The organism is Dysgonomonas mossii DSM 22836, assembly GCF_000213575.1.
GTDB lineage: Bacteria > Bacteroidota > Bacteroidia > Bacteroidales > Dysgonomonadaceae > Dysgonomonas > Dysgonomonas mossii.
This window is the reverse complement of record NZ_GL892004.1, coordinates 638645-657568: the sequence shown is the minus strand read 5'-3', so window position 1 is coordinate 657568 and position 18924 is coordinate 638645. Positions and strand designations below refer to the sequence as shown.

Below are 18924 nucleotides of genomic sequence, written 5' to 3'. Positions count from 1 at the left end.
TTAATTATTTAACATCAGGGAAAGCCCCTTTTACAGTAATACCCATACTTCTTGCTGTACCAGCAACCATCTTCATGGCAGATTCTATGGTAAAACAGTTCAGGTCAACCATTTTATCTTCAGCGATAGCTTGTACTTGATCCCAAGTAATTTCTGCTACCTTCTTACGATTAGGTTCTGCTGATCCACTCTTTGTTTTAGCGGCTTCAAGTAACTGAATTGCCACAGGTGGTTGTTTTACAATAAAATCAAAAGACTTATCAACATAGTAAGTAATTACCACTGGTAATATTTTACCTGCCTTGTCTTGAGTTCTGGCATTAAATTGCTTACAGAAATCCATGATATTGATACCTTTAGAACCTAAAGCAGGCCCTACCGGAGGAGATGGATTTGCTGCACCGCCTTTAATCTGTAACTTTAATTGTCCAGCAATTTCTTTAGCCATTTTTGTTTTTAATTTTTAGTTTTGTTAAAACTTAAATAGAACATCCAGAGTGCGTAACCAGTCCTTATTGCTCTTTTTCAACTTGCATGTAATTCAATTCGAGAGGAGTTTTCCTTCCAAATATCTTTACCATCACCTTGAGTTTCTTTTTCTCAGCGTTCACCTCTTCAATAATACCAGAGAAACCGGAGAAAGGTCCATTTGTTACTTTCACGTTTTCTCCAACAAAATATTGAATATCCAAGCCTACTTCCTGCTCATCCAGTTCGTCCATTGTGCCTAATATCCGATTTACTTCGGATTGGCTCAGCGGTTGCGGATTAGTAGTATTCGGTAAAAAACCTGCAACAAAATTAATGTTACGAAGTTCATGAATCACTTCACCTACGAGTGCAGCCTCAATCAATATGTAGCCGGGAAGATAAGCTCTTTCTTTGAGAACCTTCTTTCCGTTACGCATGATATAAGTCTTCTCTGTAGGAATAAGAACTTGAGAAATATACTTCCCTAAGTCAGTTTTCTTTATCTCTGATTCAAGATATTCTTTGACTTTATTTTCTTTTCCACTAACAGCACGCAGAACGTACCATTTCTTTTCGATTTCAGTCATAGTTTTTTGACAAGATAAAGATTACAACAGACCATAAAGCAACTTAACCACTCTGTCAAATATAGAATCAACTCCCCACACAACCAATGCCATAATAATGGAAGCGATCATGACAATAACTGCACTGCTGGTCAATTCCGGACGAGAAGGCCAAGAAACCTTATATACAAGTTCGTTATAAGAATCTTTAAAATAGTTAATTATTTTTTTCATCACTCCTGTTTGAGTTTAGCACGGGCGGAGAGATTCGAACTCCCGACATTTGGTTTTGGAGACCAACGCTCTACCACTGAACTACGCCCGTATATTAAAGTCGGTTATATTGCAAACCGACTTTAGGTTTTATAGAAATTATTAAGATAAAATTTCTGTAATCTGACCAGCACCTACTGTACGTCCACCTTCACGGATAGCGAAACGAAGACCTACGTTACAAGCAACTGGGTAAATCAATTCTACTGTGATTGTTACGTTATCACCAGGCATTACCATGTCTGTTCCTTCAGGAAGAGAAATTTCACCTGTTACGTCCAATGTACGTAGATAGAACTGAGGACGATATTTGTTGTGGAATGGAGTGTGACGTCCACCTTCTTCTTTCTTCAAGATATAAACCTCAGCTTTGAATGTAGTGTGAGGAGTGATTTTACCTGGGTGAGTAATAACCATACCACGTTTGATTTCTTCTTTATCGATACCACGAAGTAGAAGACCTACGTTGTCACCGGCTTGTCCGTCGTCAAGAATCTTACGGAACATTTCTACTCCTGTTACAACTGATTTTTTAGCTTCAGCTCCAAGACCGATGATTTGAACTTCTTCACCAGTTTTGATCTTACCAGTTTCGATACGACCTGTTGCTACAGTACCACGACCTGTGATAGAGAACACGTCTTCAACCGGCATCAAGAATGGTTTATCAACATCACGTGGAGGAAGTGGAATCCAAGTATCAACAGCATTCATAAGCTCCATTACTTGGCTAACCCAAGGTTCAACACCGTTCAAAGCACCTAGTGCAGATCCACGGATAACTGGAGTATTATCTCCGTCGAATTCGTAGAATGAAAGAAGTTCTCTCATTTCAAGTTCTACTAATTCTAGCATTTCTTCGTCATCAACGATATCACATTTGTTCATGAAAACAACCAATCTTGGTACGTTTACCTGACGTGCAAGAAGGATGTGCTCACGAGTTTGAGGCATCGGACCATCAGTAGCAGCTACAACGATGATAGCACCGTCCATCTGAGCAGCACCAGTAACCATGTTCTTTACGTAGTCGGCGTGTCCTGGACAGTCAACGTGAGCATAGTGACGGTTAGCTGTTTCGTATTCTACGTGAGAAGTATTGATTGTAATACCACGTTCTTTTTCTTCAGGAGCGTTATCGATAGAGTCGAAAGAGCGTGCTTGAGAAAGACCTTTGTCAGCCAATACTTTAGTGATAGCAGCAGTCAAAGTAGTTTTACCGTGGTCAACGTGACCGATTGTACCGATATTTACGTGCGGTTTCGCCCGGTTAAAATGTTCTTTTGCCATAATTAATCTTCTATTATTTAGTTAAATGTATATATTTAATTCAATTTTGAATCTTGTATCCCCCGTTAGAGCCCATGACGGGATTTGAACCCGTGACCTCTTCCTTACCAAGGAAGTGCTCTACCACTGAGCTACATTGGCTTAAATCTCAAAATCTTGCTTCAAATTAAACAATTCTCCGTACTTAAAAACAAGAGATATTATTATTAAAGCAAAAGTAATGGAAATTAAAGTGAAGAAATATCCAAATCTACTGATTCATAGCTTTTTCAAAACTTCTTTTTCCTTATAGCTTGAGCCTCTTGTCGGATTCGAACCAACGACCCCGAGATTACAAATCACGTGCTCTGGCCAACTGAGCTAAAGAGGCTAAAAGTCTAATAATTATCGCCATCTCGCTTTTTACACAGCGAAACGGCGACAAAATTAGATATTTTTTTTTATAATCACAACACTTTATAGATTTATTTTCCCTTGTGTTTTCTTTTGATTGTCTATTTAGCTTCAACTAGCTTAGTGCCAATTTCATGAACATTGCTATTTTATTTAGCCTGAGCCTTCTCTTTTACCTTAAGCACTTGCTTTTCCAAAGCTTCTATACTCTGGGCAACAGCTTCCTCAAAGCTATCGGCAGTCTTATTGGCAAACAACTCTCCATTTTTTATATTCAATTTAACCGAAGCCTCTTTATTATTGGCTACTTCCGGCTTCACGACTTTCAATATAACTTCTGCATCTACAATCTGATCTGTAAATTTATCCAATTTTGATATTTTTTTCTCAATAAACTCTTTCAGTTGTACTGACGCATCAAAGTGCACCGATTGAATTACAATATTCATAACTAATCCTCCTTTACTTTTTAAGCTCTTGGGTGAGCTTTGTTATAAATTCTTTTTAATTCTTCAAACGAAGTATGTGTGTATATTTCTGTAGCAGCCAAGCTTGCATGGCCAAGCAACTCCTTTACTGCATTAATATCTGCTCCATTATTTAGCATGCCTGTTGCAAACGAATGTCGAAGAACATGGGGGCTAACCTTAGACAGAGTTTCTATCTGCTGTAAACTAGAAGTCACAATACGATGCACCAGCATCGGATAAAGCGGCTCTCCATTATTCTTAACAAATAAGTAACCCGATTGGTTTCCCACTTCTTTATTTCGCACTGCAATATATTGCTCAAGAGACTGCTTCATGCCATTACTAAAGGGAATCAGACGCTGCTTATTGCGTTTTCCTGTAACCTGTATGGTTTCGGAAGAGAAATCGACATCAACATCTTTCAATCCTATCAATTCTGCCCGGCGAATTCCGGTAACATAAAACAACTCTATTATAATATGATCTCGCAACGATTCGAATGAGTCTCCGTAGTTCTCCTCATCCAGCACCTTCGCCATATCTGCACTGTTAGCAAAAGCAGGAATTGGCCGACCAACTTTCGGGCCATTTACTTTACTGGCTGGATTTACGGTTACTTCTCCTATTCTCTGCAAATATCTGTAAAACGATTTCACTGCGCTTAGCTTACGGTTTACAGAACGGGCTGAGATTTCCCTCTCCATCATCGACACTATCCACATGCGAATAATATCTCTATCTACATGCTTTATGTCGGTATCAGAAAAATGCTCGGCAAGAAACTCTACGAACTGGCTGAGGTCTTCAGAATAAGAAATCTCCGTATGTAAAGAATAGTTCTTTTCATAACGGAGATACCTGATATATTTTTCTATCAACAGCATCATTCGAGAAACATTCTATCTTGAATGACGAAGTTAATAATATTATGCGAAATTGGCAATACTTATTTTACTCTTCCATACGGTGCATTTTCTGCACATACACAGCATGAAGTTTGTTTGCTCTCTTCACTACAGAAGGCTTTTGGAATTCCTGACGTCTTCTAAGTTCTTTAACAACACCTGTTTTTTCGTATTTTCTTTTAAATTTCTTTAGGGCTCTTTCGATATTTTCCCCTTCTTTCAATGGAACAATAATCATAATTATTCTTTAGTTTTTATTTGTTTTCTTATTTAATTTTAAACTTTATAAGCGAAATTTCATTCGCTATGATTGCAATAAATGCATTATCGAGAGAATTCTATTATATAAATCAATCTTCTGAACATTGCTTCAGCAAAGCAACATCATACCACAAGTGAATATGTTTTGTTCAAAAGATCATCAAACCTCCTCTCTGTTTCGGGCTGCAAATTTATGATTTAATATCTTAACGAACAAGACTTTTTAAAAAATTCTATTCTTTTTTCATCTCAATGTGGGGCAGCCCATCTTCGAGATACATCTCGCTGGTTTGCCTGAAGCCGTGGCTCTCATAAAATTTTTGAAGATATTGTTGAGCAGAAATCGTAATTTGCGTTTCACCTAAAGTTGTAGATGCTATATCAAGAGCCTTTTTCATCATATCGTGCCCGTATCCGTATTTTCTATACTCCTGAGCAACGATAACCCGCCCGATAGAGGCCTGATCAAAATAATCTCCGGCCTTAAATATACGACAATAAGCCACTAGCCTGTCGCCTGCATACCCTGAGAGATGCAATGCCTTTTGGTCTTTATAGTCTGTATCAAGATACGGAGCATCTTGCTCAACAACAAATATTTTGCACCGTAGATGCAAGATCTCATATAATTCGTCTATAGTAAGCTCTTCGAAACGGCTTACTTTCCATACTAGTTCTTTCTTCATGCGTAATAAAACAAAAAAATCGCATAAAGATAATTTTTTATTTTTTACAATATTATGCCTGTAAGCAAGATTCGTTCGGCATAGACAAGAGAACTATACTTCAATATCTCCTATAGTATCGCCCAAAACCTCAGCAACTCCCCCCGCAACTCTAACAACACTTTCAGCTATTTCTTCAGCGTGTTCTCCGATCGTTTCCTCTACTGAAGTCAAAGCTTCCGAAACATTATCGAGAATATTATCAGCACCTTCTGCAGATACTTCATCGTCATTCTCAACCAGAGCATTTACGACTTTCTTTGCTATATGCAATGGTAATTCAAGCACATCGCCACTAAGAATATGTGAGCCGGACGATTCTTTCCCTGCTTCCGTTTTTTCTTTTTTATGATCTAAGTCTGCCATAATCTTTCTATTTTGAGATAAACAATCAATACAAACCAAACATAAGCATTATAATTCTCATAAAAAAATAAAAGACAAAACGTTAAGAAGCAATAATACTGAATAATACAATTATATAACAACACAGCAATCTTAATTTTAATGCAATCCAATAGTAATAGTTTTGTAACCCCTCTTACTTATTTTTGCCAATAAAAAAAGCTTATGAATGTTAGACGTTTAGGAGCAATAGATATCGGCTCCAACTCTGTACGCCTTCTTATTACAGATGTTCTTGATTATAATGGACGTGCAGTATTTAAAAAAGATTCATTAATTCGTATTCCTTTAAAATTGGGAGAGGATACATTTTCTACAGGATATATAAGTGAGCAGAAGAAAGAAAAGCTCGCTATTCTAATGCAATCTTTCCGTGGGCTAATCCAAGTCAATGATGTAGAGATATGGCGCGCTTGCGCAACATCTGCCATCAGGGAAGCCTCTAATGCACAGGAGGTCTTGCAATACGTAGTTGCTAAGTCGGGCATCGAAATAGATGTAATTGACAGCAAAGAAGAGGCTCGCTTTATTCTTACAAACAGAATAGATGAATTGCTGGAGGAGAACAGGGTATATATATATACAGATGTAGGAGGAGGAAATACAGAGCTCATTATTTTTTATCAGAACAAAGAAATCGCATCCGAATCGTTCAAACTAGGCACTATTCGTTCACTACCATTGGAGGAAGAAAGAGCCGAATGGGACAGGATGAAAAATTGGCTGACAGAGCACAGCAAAGATTATATAAAGGTATCTCTCATTGGGTCGGGAGGAAACATAAATAAGCTGGACTCACTATTACGCCGTTCCGGACGCATCCGTAGAGAGGAGTTAGTGAGCTTTGCGGCTAAAATGAGAAAAATGAGTTATGAAGAACGGTTGGTGAATCTGAAAATAAACCTCAACCGGGCAGAAGTGATATTGCCTGCAATAGCAATATACCTCAAAGTAATGAAACTAGCTCGGGCACTAGTCATCGAAACCCCGATAATAGGTGTCGCCGATGGCATTATCAAGGACCTGTACATGACGCACTTCTATCAACCGTCTGCCCCTGCACTTTCTATCGATAAATAAAGAACTACAGCACAAACAGATGCATGGCAAACAGAGAGATATTTACCATCTGTTTGCTCGTTATTTATATTATCATAAACTCTCTCCGTTTCAATCTTAACCATTTATTCATAAATGCTTAACAGTGTTGTCATAATGTATTTATTCTTTTGATATGAAAAAAAAGAAGAAAATATGACAAACAAAAAACATCACAAAACCATTGTTCTTTCAGATATTCATCTGGGATCTAAATGGTCGAAAGCAAAAGAAGCAACAAGATATTTAAAGGACAACACATGCGACACTCTCATTTTATGCGGAGACATTATTGATGGGTGGCAATTGATGCGAGGAAGGAAAGCAAAGTGGAAAAAAAGACACAGCAACTTCATTAAACTATTATTGGATATACAACGTAAAACAAAGATAATCTATTTGAGAGGGAATCACGACGACTTCATGGACAGGATACTTCCTTTCAAGTTTCAGAATATAGAAATTGTAAAAGATTATATCTATAAAAGCGGAGACAAACGTTTTTATGTACTCCACGGAGATGTATTCGACCTTGTAACATCTCGCTACAGTTGGTTGTCTAAAATCGGAGATGTCGGTTACTCTCTACTGATGCTGATCAATAGATACTACAACAACAGACGAGAAAAAAAGGGATTGCCTTATTACTCCCTGTCGCAAGAAGTGAAGAAAAAAGTAAAAGCATCTGTATCATACATTAGCGATTACGAGAAACATATTGTAGATATAGCACGCCACAAAAAGTGTGACGGGGTTATATGCGGTCACATACATCAACCCGAAAAAAGATATTATGGCGATATTCTTTATCTGAATTCGGGTGATTGGGTCGAATCTCTATCTGCTCTCACCGAAGACTATGACGGTAATTGGGAAGTCGAGTATTATGTACCTGAACCACAGACTAACAATTCGGTATTTGAAGACAAGAAAGATATAAGATTTGCAATATGAGATATTTATTTATTGTTCAAGGAGATGGACGAGGGCACATGACTCAGGCTATAGCCTTATCTGATATCCTTCGCCGCAATGGTCACGAGGTTGTAGAAGTTTTAGTTGGAAAAAGTAAGGTTCGGGTCATACCCGATTTTTTTTATCAGAAAATCGGAGCTAAAGTAAGAACTTTCGACACCTTGTCTTTTGTATTCAAAAAAGATAAAAAGCGGATCCACTTCTTAAAGACTTTGCTTTTCAACATATCGCCTAAGAGATTAAGGAAATATAAAAAAAGCATAGAGAAAATACATCGGCGTATACAGAAAAACGAACCCGATGTTATTGTCAATTTCTACGAACTGCTCACCGGGCTCACCTATTTGCAATTTAGCACCGATATCCCGATTGTAAATATCGGACATCAATACCTGCTAAAACATCCGGGCTATTTACATGGAAAAGGAGACGAACAAGGAATGATGTTCTTGAGACTGCACATGCTGCTATGTGGTGTAGGTGCAACCAAAACACTTGCGTTATCATTCTATCCGTTAAAAGATTATATCCCCGAACGTATTGCAGTAGTTCCGCCTCTGCTCCGATCCGAAATATTATCGCTACAGCCTACAACCGAAGACTACATTTTGGGATACATGCTTAATCATGGGTATGAAAATGAAGTAAGGGCATGGCACGAGCAACATCCTAACGTAAAATTACATTTCTTCTGGGATAAGCAAAATGTACCGAAGGAACTAATAGTAGACGAAAATTTAACACTCCATACGATCGATGATGAAAAATTCCTTAACTTTATGAGCAGATGCTGCGGATATATTACAACAGCGGGGTTCGAATCGGTTTGTGAAGCTCTCTATCTGGGGAAAGCCATCATGATGATCCCGGCTCATATAGAACAGGAAGTAAACGCAGCTGATGTTATCTCTTTTGGAGGAGGCATTGTTGGAAACAATTTTGATATGAGCGTGTTATTAAACTATATGAAAACAAAGCAACAATCGGATGACTCTTTTCGTGAATGGGTAAATTCGGCTGAGCAAACTTTTTTAAGGCATCTAACAACACTGGCATAAATGATAAACAACAGAGATTTAAGCTGGCTAACCTTTAATGAGCGGGTACTGCAGGAAGCTCAGGACAAAAGTGTGCCTCTGATGCAGAGGCTTCGTTTTCTTGGTATCTTCTCAAATAATCAGGACGAGTATATAAAGGTAAGGATAGCCAATATTGTTCGTCTTAGTCAGATTAGAGGAAAGAGCGCACCTCTCCTTTCGGGAGGATACACTGCTAAAGAACTACTTCCCCTTATCAACAGCCAGGTCTCTGAAGGGCAAAAGAAATTTATGCAAACTTATATCGATGTTCTCTCCGAAATGGAAAAACATAATATTTATGTAGTGAATGAGAAAAAACTGAACCAGAAACAAAAACAGTTTTGCCACGAATATTTCTCGAGCGTTGTCAGCCCGCTTCTTGTTCCACTTATAATTCGTAAATCTACCCAATTACCCTTTTTGCGGGATAACAATATCTACCATGCAGTTAAGATGTGCTCCGACAAAAACGATTCCAGATATGCGATTATTCAAATTCCGGTAAGTTCTTCATGTCCACGCTTTGTCGTATTGCCATCAGTAAAAGGCAGACACGACATCATATTTTTAGATGATATAATTCGTTTATGCTTGGACGAAATATTCTTTATGTTTAACTATAAAAGCATTTCGGCATATACATTCAAACTGATGCGTGATGCGCAACTCACTATAGATGACGATATCTCTAAAAGCTTGATAGAAAAGATGGAGACCGGATTACAAAATCGTCTGCACGGACAGCCTGTTCGCCTCATCTACGACAGAGAAATGCCCGAAGACTTGTTAGACATCATATCATCAAAGCTCCAGCTAAAAAGGCGAGAGGAACTAGATGCAGGAGGGCGATATCATCTTATGAGGGATTTAATGAAATTCCCTAAGGTGCGTCCCGATCTTGAAAGCAAAAGCTTGGCTCCGCTAAACCATCCGCACATAAAGCCTTTTTCGAGTATATTGAAAACCATTGCTCGTAAAGATGTATTACTTAATTATCCATATCATACATTCAATCATTTCATTGATTTCCTTCGGGAAGCAGCAATAGACCCTAAAGTAGAAAGTATCTACATCACTCTATATCGTGTTGCAGAACGTTCGAAGGTTATTAACGCCCTGATCAATGCGGCAAAGAACGGCAAGAGAGTGGTTGTATTGATGGAACTGCTAGCACGTTTCGATGAAGAACAAAATGTAGAATATTCGGAGATACTGCAAAAGGAGGGAGTAAAAGTTATACATGGTGTCACCGGACTAAAGGTACACAGCAAAATCGTTTTGGTAGAACGCAAGAATAAAGATTTTGCATATATCGGAACCGGTAACTTTAATGAAGCAACAGCTCAGATATATGGCGACTTCGGCTTGTTTACGTCAAATCCTCAAATAGTAGCTGATACAGCTATAGTATTCGATTTTCTGATCAATACACACAAACACTTCTCGTGCAAGCAACTGCTTGTTTCACCTTATTACATGCGCAATCAATTCGTCAACCTTATTAAGAAAGAAATAAAAAATGCGCAGAACGGAAAACGGGCTTATATATTTGCTAAGTTTAACAGCCTTACCGATGAAGAAATGGTGAAGCTGCTTTACAAAGCAAGCCAGGCAGGAGTCGAGATACGGCTCATCGTAAGAGGAGCATGTTGCTTACAACCACAAATGAAAGATCTGAGTGAAAACATACGGGTAATAAGTATTGTAGATCGCTATCTCGAACATGCACGTGTAGCTATATTCCACAATGATGGAGACGAGAAAGTTTATATCATGAGTGCAGACTGGATGACACGAAATCTGGAAAGAAGAATAGAGGTGGGAGTTCCTATCCTCGACAAAGAAATAAAACAAACATTGAAGGGCTTCTTTGATATACAATGGTCGGATAATGAAAAAGCAAGGGATCTCACAGTCTTTGGGAGCAACAATTATGTAAAGAGAGGAGACAATCCTCCTTGCCGTTCTCAAACAGCTTTATACGATTTTTATAAGAAATTGAATGATAAAAAATGAATACAGATATATTTGCAGCAATAGATATAGGTTCTAATGCTATTCGCCTACTTATAAATAACATTGAAGTAAACGGAACAACACCCGACTTTAAGAAGGTAGCCTATCTTCGTGTGCCTATCCGTTTGGGTGACGACGTATTTACCTCTGGAACAATAAGCAAAGATAAGGAGTGGCGGCTTATACATGCAATGCAGGGTTTCTCTCATATAATGAAGGCCTATGGTGTGATGAACTACAGAGCATGTGCAACCAGCGCCATGCGTGATGCCACCAACGGAGCCAATATAGTAGAAGACATACGGCGCGAGAGTGGCATAAACATAGACATCATAACAGGCAGGGAGGAAGCCGAAATCATATACGAGGCCGGAGAGTTGGACAACTTTATGGACAAAAGGAAGAACTACCTCTATGTTGACGTTGGAGGAGGTAGTACAGAAGTGATCGTATACAGCAATCAACAGAAAGTCGACTCCAATTCGTTTCAGATGGGAACTGTGCGCTTACTCGTAGATGCCGTAAAAGAAGACGAAGAGAAGCGATTCAAATCTTGGCTGAAGGATATATCTAAAGATAATAACTCATTCAGTATAATTGCATCGGGTGGGAATATAAATAAGATACACAAAGTATTAGGAAAAAGAGAACGTGAACCTATCAGTTATGACGAACTAAAGAAACTCTACGATAGCCTAAAATCGTTGAGCTATGAGGAACGGATTCAGTCTTATAAACTTAATACTTATCGTGCTGACGTTATTGTTCCTGCTTTGAAGATATTCTTATCAATCAGTAAGATTTGCAAAGTGAACGAAATATTCGTTCCGAAGATCGGATTATCAGATGGTATTATATATCACTTATTTCACGAGCATCAAACATCAGGAACCCTTGCCAAGGAATAAGTAGTATATCTAAATAGCAATGCCCTTGTCTTTAATACGAGTAGCAGCCTCTTCTTTCAGGTCATTTACCCAGTCAAATCGCAAGTAAGGAATTACTGCTCTGGCAATATTGATAACAGTAGGATAGGAATAGGATTTTTCACGCACATCCTCTTTTATCAGATGCTTGTTTTGGTCTAATTCGACAATAAGGTTTATCACAATACTGAATACTACAAGCCATTTAGCGCAACAAAACAAAGCTCCGGCCAGTCGGTTGAGAGCACTCATTTTTATGGCTTCCACAAATGACTCGAGTAACTTCCCCGCAAAGAACAATGCCACTATAATAAGCAGGAATGCCACAATATAAGATAATGGACCGACAATGTGGGGAGATGCCTCGGTTAGCTTTATCAACTTGGGAGCTATAAAACCTGACAACTGACCTGCAAAAACCGCCCCTAATATCAATCCGGCTAAAGATGCTATTTGCATAACAAGCCCCGAAAAGAACCCCTTAACAAGGGTTATCCCAATCAATATGACTACAAGCAAGTCGAACCAATTCATACAAAGTGAGGCTTATATAAAAAACAAAAGTAAGAATTATAATAATTCTTACCTTGTATATCTTTAGCAAAATGCCTTTAAAAGATCTTATTTGCTGTATTCGTCAGAGACAGTTAGTTTAGCTCTTCCTTTTGCTCTGCGTGAAGCAAGTACTCTGCGTCCGTTTGCAGTAGCCATTCTAGAGCGAAAACCATGTTTGTTTTTTCTCTTTCTGTTTGATGGTTGAAAAGTTCTTTTCATTGCTATATATTATTTTCTGTTATAATTTCAATTATCTTCCAGATATTCGGGTTGCAAAAATAGGATGTTTATTTAATATAAGCAAGTATATTAACGTTTTATTTTCTCTAAATTGATGAAACTGTATCTGTATTTATGTTTCTCATCAGTATCATGATCTTCTCGCGATAGCTCCTTCCACTCTTCCTGCTTTATTTCGGGAAAGAAGGTATCCACTCCTTCAAACTGATGATGAATACGGGTCAGATAGAGCCTATCTGCAAAACCAATTGCTTTCTTGTATATTGTTCCTCCCCCGATAAAAAAGATCTCTTGTTCACCCTTACAAAGCTCTATTGCCTCATCGATAGATGAAACCATTTCGCAACGGTCGAACTGCAAATCCTTATTATTAGTTATCACGATATTCCTTCTGTTGGGCAATGCACCTTTAGGCAACGACTCAAACGTCCGACGCCCCATTATAACGGGATAACCCGCCGTGATAGCCTTAAAATGCTTCAGATCGTTCGGCAAGTGGCAAAGCAGGTCATTATCTTTACCGATGGCATTTGCTTCGTCAATCACAACTACAATTGATTTTATTGTCATAATTTCTTTATCTATAGTTTTAGAAGCGGAATCCGTAGCCTAAACGTATCAGACTATAATCCGTATACCACGCATTCTTTTTTTTATCTATCAGATTATATCTATAATCGAAATTCAAGAATCCTTTCTTGCTTACACTATACTCAATACCTGCACCAAAATTCAAGCCAAATCCTGTTTCATTTACATTATTCGGAATTCCTGAGAATGAATGATTAGACATAATACCTCCAGCAAAAGGATATATAGACAAGTTATTACACACATGTAATTGATACTGTAAGTTAATTCCGAAATCCAACCCAAAACTACTTTCTTCAGGAAAATAGGCTACGAAATCGGTCGCTGCTCTAAAATTAGCAGGCAAATTATATTTATACTGCAAACCTACGCCCCAATTCGTATAATTAAATTTATTTCGATAAGCGAGATCCATTATTAAAGCTGATTTCTGAGCCTGTACACTCACACAGCAAATTAAAAACACAACAAACGCAAACAAATTCTTTTTCATATTATTATTTTATTGGTGTCAGTCCTATTTTTTTCGCTTTCTCTATCAAATAATTGTAAGCAGCATCATATTCATTGGGAATCACCCCATCTAAGATAGCATCTTTGATGGATGCCTTAAGCCGTCCCACTTCCACCCCGGGCCCAAGACCGAACATTTCCATAATTTCTTCACCCTTGATCGGCGGTTGAAAATTCCGTACCTGATCTTTCTCTTCTATATCTTTTAGTTTCTGACGTACAATCTCAAAATTACGAAGATAACGACGAACCTTATCCGGATTCTTTGATGTAATATCGGCTTCACACAATGTCATCAGATCATCAATATCGTCACCTGCTTCAAAAAGCAAACGGCGAACGGCCGAATCAGAAATTTCCTCGTCTACCAATACCTGAGGACGCATATGCAAAGTAACCATTTTTTGGACATACTTCATCTTTTCATTCAATGGCAGCTTCATCCGTCTAAAGATTCCCGGAATCATCTTCTCGCCGATGAAATTATGATTGTGAAAAGTCCAACCGAATTTATTATCCCAACGCTTTGTTGCAGGCTTGGCAATATCATGAAGGATAGCCGACCATCGGAGCCACAGATTATCTGTTTTCTTTGATATATTATCTAATACGACCAAAGTATGATAAAAATTATCCTTATGCCCTACCCCTTCTTTTGTTTCAGCACCTTTCAAGGCTACCAGCTCGGGAAAGATAATAGAAAGTAATCCGGTCTGATCGAGTTGAAGAAAACCAACGGAAGGTTTAGGCGAAAGCACTATTTTATTCACCTCATCGATTATGCGCTCTCTTGATATAATCTCTATACGATCCTTGTTTCGGCTGATTGCATCAAAGGTTTTAGGTTCTATATCAAACCCAAGCTGTGAAGAAAAGCGTATTGCCCTGAGCATTCTCAAAGGGTCGTCGCTGAATGTAATATCAGGATCGAGCGGAGTACGAATAGTCAGACTATCCATATCTTTGAGCCCACCGAAAGGGTCTAGCAATTCTCCAAAACGATCTTTATTAAGACAGATCGCTAACGCATTTATTGTAAAATCTCTACGGTTCTGATCATCTTCGAGCGTGCCATCCTCTACAATCGGTTTACGTGAGTCTCTATTATAAGACTCCTTACGCGCTCCAACAAATTCTATCTCTGTATCTTTGTACTTAATCTGTGCTGTACCAAAGTTCTTAAAAACCGAAAGTTTTGCTTTCCGCCCCAGAGCCTTAGTCACAGCCTGTGCCAGCTCGATGCCTTTGCCAATAGTAACAATATCGATATCTTTGGATGCACGGCGTAGAAATATATCACGTACATAACCGCCTATAGCGTAGCATTCAAGATTCATCTCATCTGCTACACGTGAAATAGTATCAAATATTTCTCCCGAAAATTTCTTCTTTATTATATCGTTAAACTCGTTATTTAACATTTTATGTAGATAACTCTTTATTTCTATCAATCAGGTTACAAAAAGTGACAAAACAGAATATTCACAAACACATAGAAATCAAAACATTAAATATCAAAAGGTGACAAAAGTGACACTTCTTAATCTATTTCGAATTGTTACTTTTTAGCTTCTTCTTTTCAGCCGACTCCTCTCTATATAAGATAATTTGAAGCCAAAATAATGAACCGGCTAAAACCAATCACTCTACATACAATACCAGCCCTTTCAGGTATTCGCCTTCAGGATGATAGATATTGATCGGATGATCGGCGGGCTGACTTAACTGGTGTAATATTCTCACACTACGACCCGACAAAGCAGCAGCACTGAATACAGCCAAACGGAAGGCGTCTTTACTGATAACCTGCGAACAGGAAAAAGTAAACACAATACCTCCGGGTGCTACTTTTTCGAATGCGGCAGCATTTAAACGCTTGTAACCTTGTAATGCATTTTTTATTGCTCCTCTATGTTTTGCAAAAGCCGGAGGATCAAGAATGATCAAATCATAGTCTCCTTTATTAATACCACCCAAGAACTTGAATGCATCTTCGGCAAAAGCCTCATGTCGTTTATCATCGGGGAAGTTCAACCCCACATTCCTATTCGTCAACATAATTGCCTTAGATGAGCTATCCACCGAGTGAACCAGATTTGCACCACCACGCAAAGCATAGAAAGAGAACCCTCCTGTATAACAAAACATATTTAGTACAGACCGACCCTTTGAATACTTTTCGAGCAATGCTCTATTATCTCGCTGATCGACAAAGAAACCGGTCTTCTGCCCTTTTACCCAGTCAGGATAAAACTTCAAGCCATTCTCAAGTGCTATTTCGTTGACAGAATCACCTTTGTACAGATACTCATTTTCTGCTCCCAGATTGGCTTTGTATGGCAAGGTGGTTTCCGATTTGTAATATACATTTTTCAGATTATCTCCTAATACAGCCTTCAATGCATCACAGATCATCAGACGTGACTCGTGCATCCCTACCGAATGAGATTGGATAACAGCCGTTTCGGCATAAACATCTACGATAAGACCGGGGAGAAGATCGCCTTCTCCATGTACAAGGCGATATGAATTATTATTATCAGATAATAAGCCTATTGATTTCCTCAACTCCAATGCCGAAGACAAACGCTTCTTCCAGAAATCAAGATCAATATCTTCTTCTTCAAAAGATAATACCCGAACCTCTATACTCCCAATCTGATAATGACCGACAGCAATAAATTCATCGTTGATTGTATATACGTTAACGACTTCTCCTTCTGTAAGACTTTCATCTTTAGACTGTACTGCTCCCGAGAATATCCAAGGATGAAAACGCTTAAGCGATTCTTCTTTTTTAGGCTTTAGCTTGACCTTTTTATAATTCATAATTAAATAGCTGTCGAAATGAAGCTACAAAATTACAACTTTATTATCAAAGATGCACCCCAACGCATAGGTTTTCCTTTCTGAGCAAAATATTTACTGTCTGACCCAAACAAAAATGTATTGTAATCACGATCGAGAATATTTTTACCCCAGAATTCTAATGAGAATATATTTTTTTCTAAAACAAGGTTAGCATTGAGTGTTCCGTAAAATCCTTGCGACATCAGATTATCTTCAGCCCAATAGGTTTTTCCGATTCCGGCAAAATTGGTATCGAATGTTATTCTATCCAACAATGTATTCTGTTTGAAATCATACGAAACACTGCCGCCGATGCTGAATGTAGAACCCGGAGCAAAAGGAATATGATTGCCTGTATAGTCTTTTACAACTTCCCCTGCATTATTCCTTACTTTATTATCCTTGAATGTAGCATCAGCCAAACCATAATTCGCATAAAGATAAAAACCTTTACATGGGCGGGCCTTCAAGCCTATTTCAAAACCTTTACTTTCTGCTTTGCCGGCGTTACTTACCATACGTCCACCCCGATTATTTACAAACTGGGTAATCTGCACATCACGTATATCCATATAATATACGGCAAAGTTTGCCTGCAACGAATTTTCGATAATATCAACTTGTCCGCCTAGCTCATAGCTCCAGCTATATTCAGGATTATAAGAAATACGGTTGTTAACAGGTGTACCGGCAGTTGCAGATTGACCGCCACCCATACTCGGTGGTAGCATACCCATCATTTTAGCTTCGAGAGCTTCTTGCAGAAGATCGGCGAATATCTGAATATTATGTCCTCCTGCTTTGTAGCCGCGCGACGCTGAACCATATACAAATGAGTTTTCATTTATCTGATATTTTAATACGGCTTTAGGCAGAAATTCAAAAAAATCTTTGGAATTAGTACCTATAATGGCAGTATCTGCTGCAAAAGACATTGGAGGCATCGGAGAGTTGGGTATCTTCACATCAAAGTTAGCTACAGTTTCGGCATCGTAGTCCAGCTTTGTTTTTTCATAGTCGATACGCAAACCTAAAGTAAGGGAAAGCCCCTTTGCTTTGAACAAATTATTGAATGTTGACTGATGAAAAGCAGCCAAGCCATAAGTGGGACGTTTATATTGTCCATTGAGGTCTATCTGATCATCCGTAAAAGTAATGGGAGCACCTACAGCCGTTAATGGAGCTTGCAAGTATTTTTGAATTCCATCTGACATCATATATACAGGAGGAGTGGTATGCAAGTAGTCATAAAACCCATATCCACCAAACGACCATTGATAATCAGAAGGCTTGGTCGATTTTATTGTGACCTCCTGACTCAGTGAATTTTGCCTTTGCTTCTGATTTATTTGAAACATAGATAATCTTGTATAATCCTGATCCATGTTCATATCATCATTCAGGTACTGATAGCCTGTTGTAGAATTAATTTCATAGCCCTGACCGGTATAGCGAAGCGCTAACCCGTTTGTCAATAGTTTTCTTTTGTAATAGCTGTCAGAGTTGTAATTAACCTCTTCTGTCTCTATGTTGGCATACGGAAATGCTCCCTGATCTACATAGTCGAAACTTACAGAATAGGTAGCAGACAGACGTGGACTGATATCCCAAACAAACTTGGCACGTCCTCCGGCATTTTTCATATCATCAACCTTTTTGCCGGTAAATAGATTCTTAAAATAACCATCATCTTGTTTGTAGTAAGCTCCTACAGAAAATCCCATCTTACTGTTTAGCCGCTGATAATGTGACGCATTTCCCGAAAGTTGGCCGTGATTACCACCCCCTATTTTTATTGTTGTTCCTTCGTAAGTTAGTGGTGAGTAAGTATAAACATTGATAATTCCGCCCATCGCATTACGACCATACAATGTACCTTGTGTTCCCCTTAGAACCTCTACACGTTGGATATCAAACAATTCGGAGTCAAACGAAGTTGTATTGAAGTAAGGAATATTATCCACATACATACTTACTGTTTGCTCACCCGAACGTGCCCCTACACCTCTTATATAGAGCGGAGCTGTCATTTTAGAGCCATAGTCAGCAGCAAAATAATTGGGGACGATCGCACTCAGGTCTTTGATAGAATGCACTTGCAAGCCGTCCAAATTCTTAGGCGAGAAAACGGACACTGCCGCCGGAAGTGATTTTAAACTATTCGTCTCTTTTGTAGATGAGAGAACAACAATATCATACTTCAATTCTGTATACAGCGTATCTTTAGGCATTTCACCTTTGCCCAGCACAAATAAGAAAGAAAATAATAAAGATACGGTAAGGAATAATTTTTTAGTAGAGTTATATAATTTCATAGATTCT

21 protein-coding genes and 3 tRNA genes are annotated in these 18924 nt (G+C 38.4%); 5 read left to right on the top strand and 19 right to left on the bottom strand.

The annotated features are described in order from the left end of the window. Positions 1-4: 4 nt before the first annotated feature. The 12 genes from rplK to HMPREF9456_RS02780 form a co-directional block, all read right to left on the bottom strand. Positions 5-448 carry a 50S ribosomal protein L11 gene (rplK, locus tag HMPREF9456_RS02835; RefSeq protein WP_006841944.1) on the bottom strand — a complete coding sequence of 148 codons (444 nt, stop codon included), beginning with the start codon at positions 446-448 and terminating at the stop codon, positions 5-7. Between the two features lie 64 nt (positions 449-512). Further along, entirely contained in the window at positions 513-1058 is a 546-nt protein-coding gene (gene nusG, locus HMPREF9456_RS02830) for a transcription termination/antitermination protein NusG (RefSeq protein WP_006841943.1), read from the bottom strand. Between the two features lie 21 nt (positions 1059-1079). Then, the gene (secE, locus tag HMPREF9456_RS02825) at positions 1080-1271 is read right to left on the bottom strand and encodes a preprotein translocase subunit SecE (protein WP_006841942.1); all 192 of its coding nucleotides are present in this window, start codon (positions 1269-1271) and stop codon (positions 1080-1082) included. A gap of 19 nt (positions 1272-1290) precedes the next feature. Then, positions 1291-1362, bottom strand: a tRNA-Trp gene (locus HMPREF9456_RS02820). Between the two features lie 50 nt (positions 1363-1412). Beyond that, complete coding sequence (tuf, locus tag HMPREF9456_RS02815; RefSeq protein WP_006841941.1) at positions 1413-2600, bottom strand: elongation factor Tu; 1188 nt, start codon at positions 2598-2600, stop codon at positions 1413-1415. A 69-nt stretch (positions 2601-2669) separates the two neighbouring features. Then, positions 2670-2741, bottom strand: a tRNA-Thr gene (locus HMPREF9456_RS02810). 155 nt (positions 2742-2896) lie between these two features. Next, positions 2897-2970, bottom strand: a tRNA-Thr gene (locus HMPREF9456_RS02805). A gap of 172 nt (positions 2971-3142) precedes the next feature. After that, positions 3143-3442: a ribosome hibernation-promoting factor, HPF/YfiA family gene (gene hpf, locus HMPREF9456_RS02800; protein ID WP_006841940.1), complete on the bottom strand. Its 300-nt coding sequence runs from the start codon at positions 3440-3442 to the stop codon at positions 3143-3145. 20 nt (positions 3443-3462) lie between these two features. Beyond that, positions 3463-4344: a tyrosine recombinase XerC gene (locus HMPREF9456_RS02795; protein ID WP_026176981.1), complete on the bottom strand. Its 882-nt coding sequence runs from the start codon at positions 4342-4344 to the stop codon at positions 3463-3465. Positions 4345-4414: 70 nt separating this feature from the next. Further along, the gene (gene rpsU, locus HMPREF9456_RS02790; RefSeq protein WP_006841938.1) at positions 4415-4606 is read right to left on the bottom strand and encodes a 30S ribosomal protein S21; all 192 of its coding nucleotides are present in this window, start codon (positions 4604-4606) and stop codon (positions 4415-4417) included. 256 nt (positions 4607-4862) lie between these two features. Further along, positions 4863-5315 (bottom strand): GNAT family N-acetyltransferase, encoded by a 453-nt coding sequence (locus tag HMPREF9456_RS02785; protein WP_006841937.1) that lies wholly within the window; start codon positions 5313-5315, stop codon positions 4863-4865. Positions 5316-5408: 93 nt separating this feature from the next. After that, positions 5409-5720, bottom strand: a complete 312-nt coding sequence (locus HMPREF9456_RS02780; RefSeq protein ID WP_006841936.1) for a hypothetical protein — start codon at positions 5718-5720, stop codon at positions 5409-5411. Positions 5721-5924: 204 nt separating this feature from the next. Here HMPREF9456_RS02780 and HMPREF9456_RS02775 point away from each other — a divergent pair, with 204 nt between their 5' ends. The 5 genes from HMPREF9456_RS02775 to HMPREF9456_RS02755 all read left to right on the top strand — a co-directional run bounded on the left by HMPREF9456_RS02775 (position 5925) and on the right by HMPREF9456_RS02755 (position 11835). Then, positions 5925-6839 carry a Ppx/GppA phosphatase family protein gene (locus HMPREF9456_RS02775; RefSeq protein ID WP_006841935.1) on the top strand — a complete coding sequence of 305 codons (915 nt, stop codon included), beginning with the start codon at positions 5925-5927 and terminating at the stop codon, positions 6837-6839. 174 nt (positions 6840-7013) lie between these two features. Continuing rightward, the gene (locus HMPREF9456_RS02770; RefSeq protein ID WP_006841933.1) at positions 7014-7811 is read left to right on the top strand and encodes a UDP-2,3-diacylglucosamine diphosphatase; all 798 of its coding nucleotides are present in this window, start codon (positions 7014-7016) and stop codon (positions 7809-7811) included. Next, entirely contained in the window at positions 7808-8890 is a 1083-nt protein-coding gene (locus tag HMPREF9456_RS02765; RefSeq protein WP_006841932.1) for a glycosyltransferase family protein, read from the top strand. Before HMPREF9456_RS02770 ends, HMPREF9456_RS02765 begins: the two co-directional genes overlap by 4 nt. Next, positions 8891-10927, top strand: a complete 2037-nt coding sequence (gene ppk1, locus HMPREF9456_RS02760) for a polyphosphate kinase 1 (RefSeq protein ID WP_006841931.1) — start codon at positions 8891-8893, stop codon at positions 10925-10927. Next, positions 10924-11835 (top strand): Ppx/GppA phosphatase family protein, encoded by a 912-nt coding sequence (locus tag HMPREF9456_RS02755; protein ID WP_006841930.1) that lies wholly within the window; start codon positions 10924-10926, stop codon positions 11833-11835. Before ppk1 ends, HMPREF9456_RS02755 begins: the two co-directional genes overlap by 4 nt. A gap of 9 nt (positions 11836-11844) precedes the next feature. Here the strand turns inward: HMPREF9456_RS02755 and HMPREF9456_RS02750 are convergent, their stop codons facing one another. From HMPREF9456_RS02750 to HMPREF9456_RS02725, 7 genes are all read right to left on the bottom strand, one after another. Further along, a complete protein-coding gene (locus HMPREF9456_RS02750; protein WP_006841929.1) occupies positions 11845-12387 on the bottom strand; it encodes a CvpA family protein in 543 nt (180 codons plus the stop codon). Between the two features lie 87 nt (positions 12388-12474). Beyond that, entirely contained in the window at positions 12475-12627 is a 153-nt protein-coding gene (rpmH, locus tag HMPREF9456_RS16985; RefSeq protein ID WP_006841928.1) for a 50S ribosomal protein L34, read from the bottom strand. 90 nt (positions 12628-12717) lie between these two features. Further along, entirely contained in the window at positions 12718-13218 is a 501-nt protein-coding gene (locus HMPREF9456_RS02745; protein WP_006841927.1) for a dihydrofolate reductase, read from the bottom strand. 19 nt (positions 13219-13237) lie between these two features. Beyond that, positions 13238-13732 carry an outer membrane beta-barrel protein gene (locus HMPREF9456_RS02740; protein WP_006841926.1) on the bottom strand — a complete coding sequence of 165 codons (495 nt, stop codon included), beginning with the start codon at positions 13730-13732 and terminating at the stop codon, positions 13238-13240. A gap of 4 nt (positions 13733-13736) precedes the next feature. Next, positions 13737-15173, bottom strand: coding sequence for a CCA tRNA nucleotidyltransferase (locus HMPREF9456_RS02735; RefSeq protein WP_006841925.1), 1437 nt, complete (start codon positions 15171-15173; stop codon positions 13737-13739). A gap of 220 nt (positions 15174-15393) precedes the next feature. After that, positions 15394-16581, bottom strand: coding sequence for a class I SAM-dependent rRNA methyltransferase (locus HMPREF9456_RS02730; protein ID WP_006841924.1), 1188 nt, complete (start codon positions 16579-16581; stop codon positions 15394-15396). A gap of 32 nt (positions 16582-16613) precedes the next feature. Next, on the bottom strand, positions 16614-18917 hold the full coding sequence (locus HMPREF9456_RS02725) for a TonB-dependent receptor (RefSeq protein WP_006841923.1): 2304 nt from the start codon (positions 18915-18917) through the stop codon (positions 16614-16616). Positions 18918-18924: the final 7 nt, after the last annotated feature.

What these genes read in the sequence shown, in the direction of transcription:
- HMPREF9456_RS02750 (WP_006841929.1), bottom strand. Translation starts at nt 12,387, where the DNA reads ATGAATTGGTTCGACTTGCTTGTAGTCATATTGATTGGGATAACCCTT.
- rpsU (WP_006841938.1), bottom strand. Translation starts at nt 4,606, where the DNA reads ATGATTATTGTTCCATTGAAAGAAGGGGAAAATATCGAAAGAGCCCTA.
- tuf (WP_006841941.1), bottom strand. Translation starts at nt 2,600, where the DNA reads ATGGCAAAAGAACATTTTAACCGGGCGAAACCGCACGTAAATATCGGT.
- HMPREF9456_RS02765 (WP_006841932.1), top strand. Translation starts at nt 7,808, where the DNA reads ATGAGATATTTATTTATTGTTCAAGGAGATGGACGAGGGCACATGACT.
- HMPREF9456_RS02740 (WP_006841926.1), bottom strand. Translation starts at nt 13,732, where the DNA reads ATGAAAAAGAATTTGTTTGCGTTTGTTGTGTTTTTAATTTGCTGTGTG.
- HMPREF9456_RS02735 (WP_006841925.1), bottom strand. Translation starts at nt 15,173, where the DNA reads ATGTTAAATAACGAGTTTAACGATATAATAAAGAAGAAATTTTCGGGA.
- rpmH (WP_006841928.1), bottom strand. Translation starts at nt 12,627, where the DNA reads ATGAAAAGAACTTTTCAACCATCAAACAGAAAGAGAAAAAACAAACAT.
- ppk1 (WP_006841931.1), top strand. Translation starts at nt 8,891, where the DNA reads ATGATAAACAACAGAGATTTAAGCTGGCTAACCTTTAATGAGCGGGTA.
- HMPREF9456_RS02730 (WP_006841924.1), bottom strand. Translation starts at nt 16,581, where the DNA reads ATGAATTATAAAAAGGTCAAGCTAAAGCCTAAAAAAGAAGAATCGCTT.
- nusG (WP_006841943.1), bottom strand. Translation starts at nt 1,058, where the DNA reads ATGACTGAAATCGAAAAGAAATGGTACGTTCTGCGTGCTGTTAGTGGA.
- HMPREF9456_RS02785 (WP_006841937.1), bottom strand. Translation starts at nt 5,315, where the DNA reads ATGAAGAAAGAACTAGTATGGAAAGTAAGCCGTTTCGAAGAGCTTACT.
- secE (WP_006841942.1), bottom strand. Translation starts at nt 1,271, where the DNA reads ATGAAAAAAATAATTAACTATTTTAAAGATTCTTATAACGAACTTGTA.
- HMPREF9456_RS02780 (WP_006841936.1), bottom strand. Translation starts at nt 5,720, where the DNA reads ATGGCAGACTTAGATCATAAAAAAGAAAAAACGGAAGCAGGGAAAGAA.
- HMPREF9456_RS02775 (WP_006841935.1), top strand. Translation starts at nt 5,925, where the DNA reads ATGAATGTTAGACGTTTAGGAGCAATAGATATCGGCTCCAACTCTGTA.
- HMPREF9456_RS02755 (WP_006841930.1), top strand. Translation starts at nt 10,924, where the DNA reads ATGAATACAGATATATTTGCAGCAATAGATATAGGTTCTAATGCTATT.
- HMPREF9456_RS02725 (WP_006841923.1), bottom strand. Translation starts at nt 18,917, where the DNA reads ATGAAATTATATAACTCTACTAAAAAATTATTCCTTACCGTATCTTTA.
- HMPREF9456_RS02745 (WP_006841927.1), bottom strand. Translation starts at nt 13,218, where the DNA reads ATGACAATAAAATCAATTGTAGTTGTGATTGACGAAGCAAATGCCATC.
- HMPREF9456_RS02770 (WP_006841933.1), top strand. Translation starts at nt 7,014, where the DNA reads ATGACAAACAAAAAACATCACAAAACCATTGTTCTTTCAGATATTCAT.
- hpf (WP_006841940.1), bottom strand. Translation starts at nt 3,442, where the DNA reads ATGAATATTGTAATTCAATCGGTGCACTTTGATGCGTCAGTACAACTG.
- rplK (WP_006841944.1), bottom strand. Translation starts at nt 448, where the DNA reads ATGGCTAAAGAAATTGCTGGACAATTAAAGTTACAGATTAAAGGCGGT.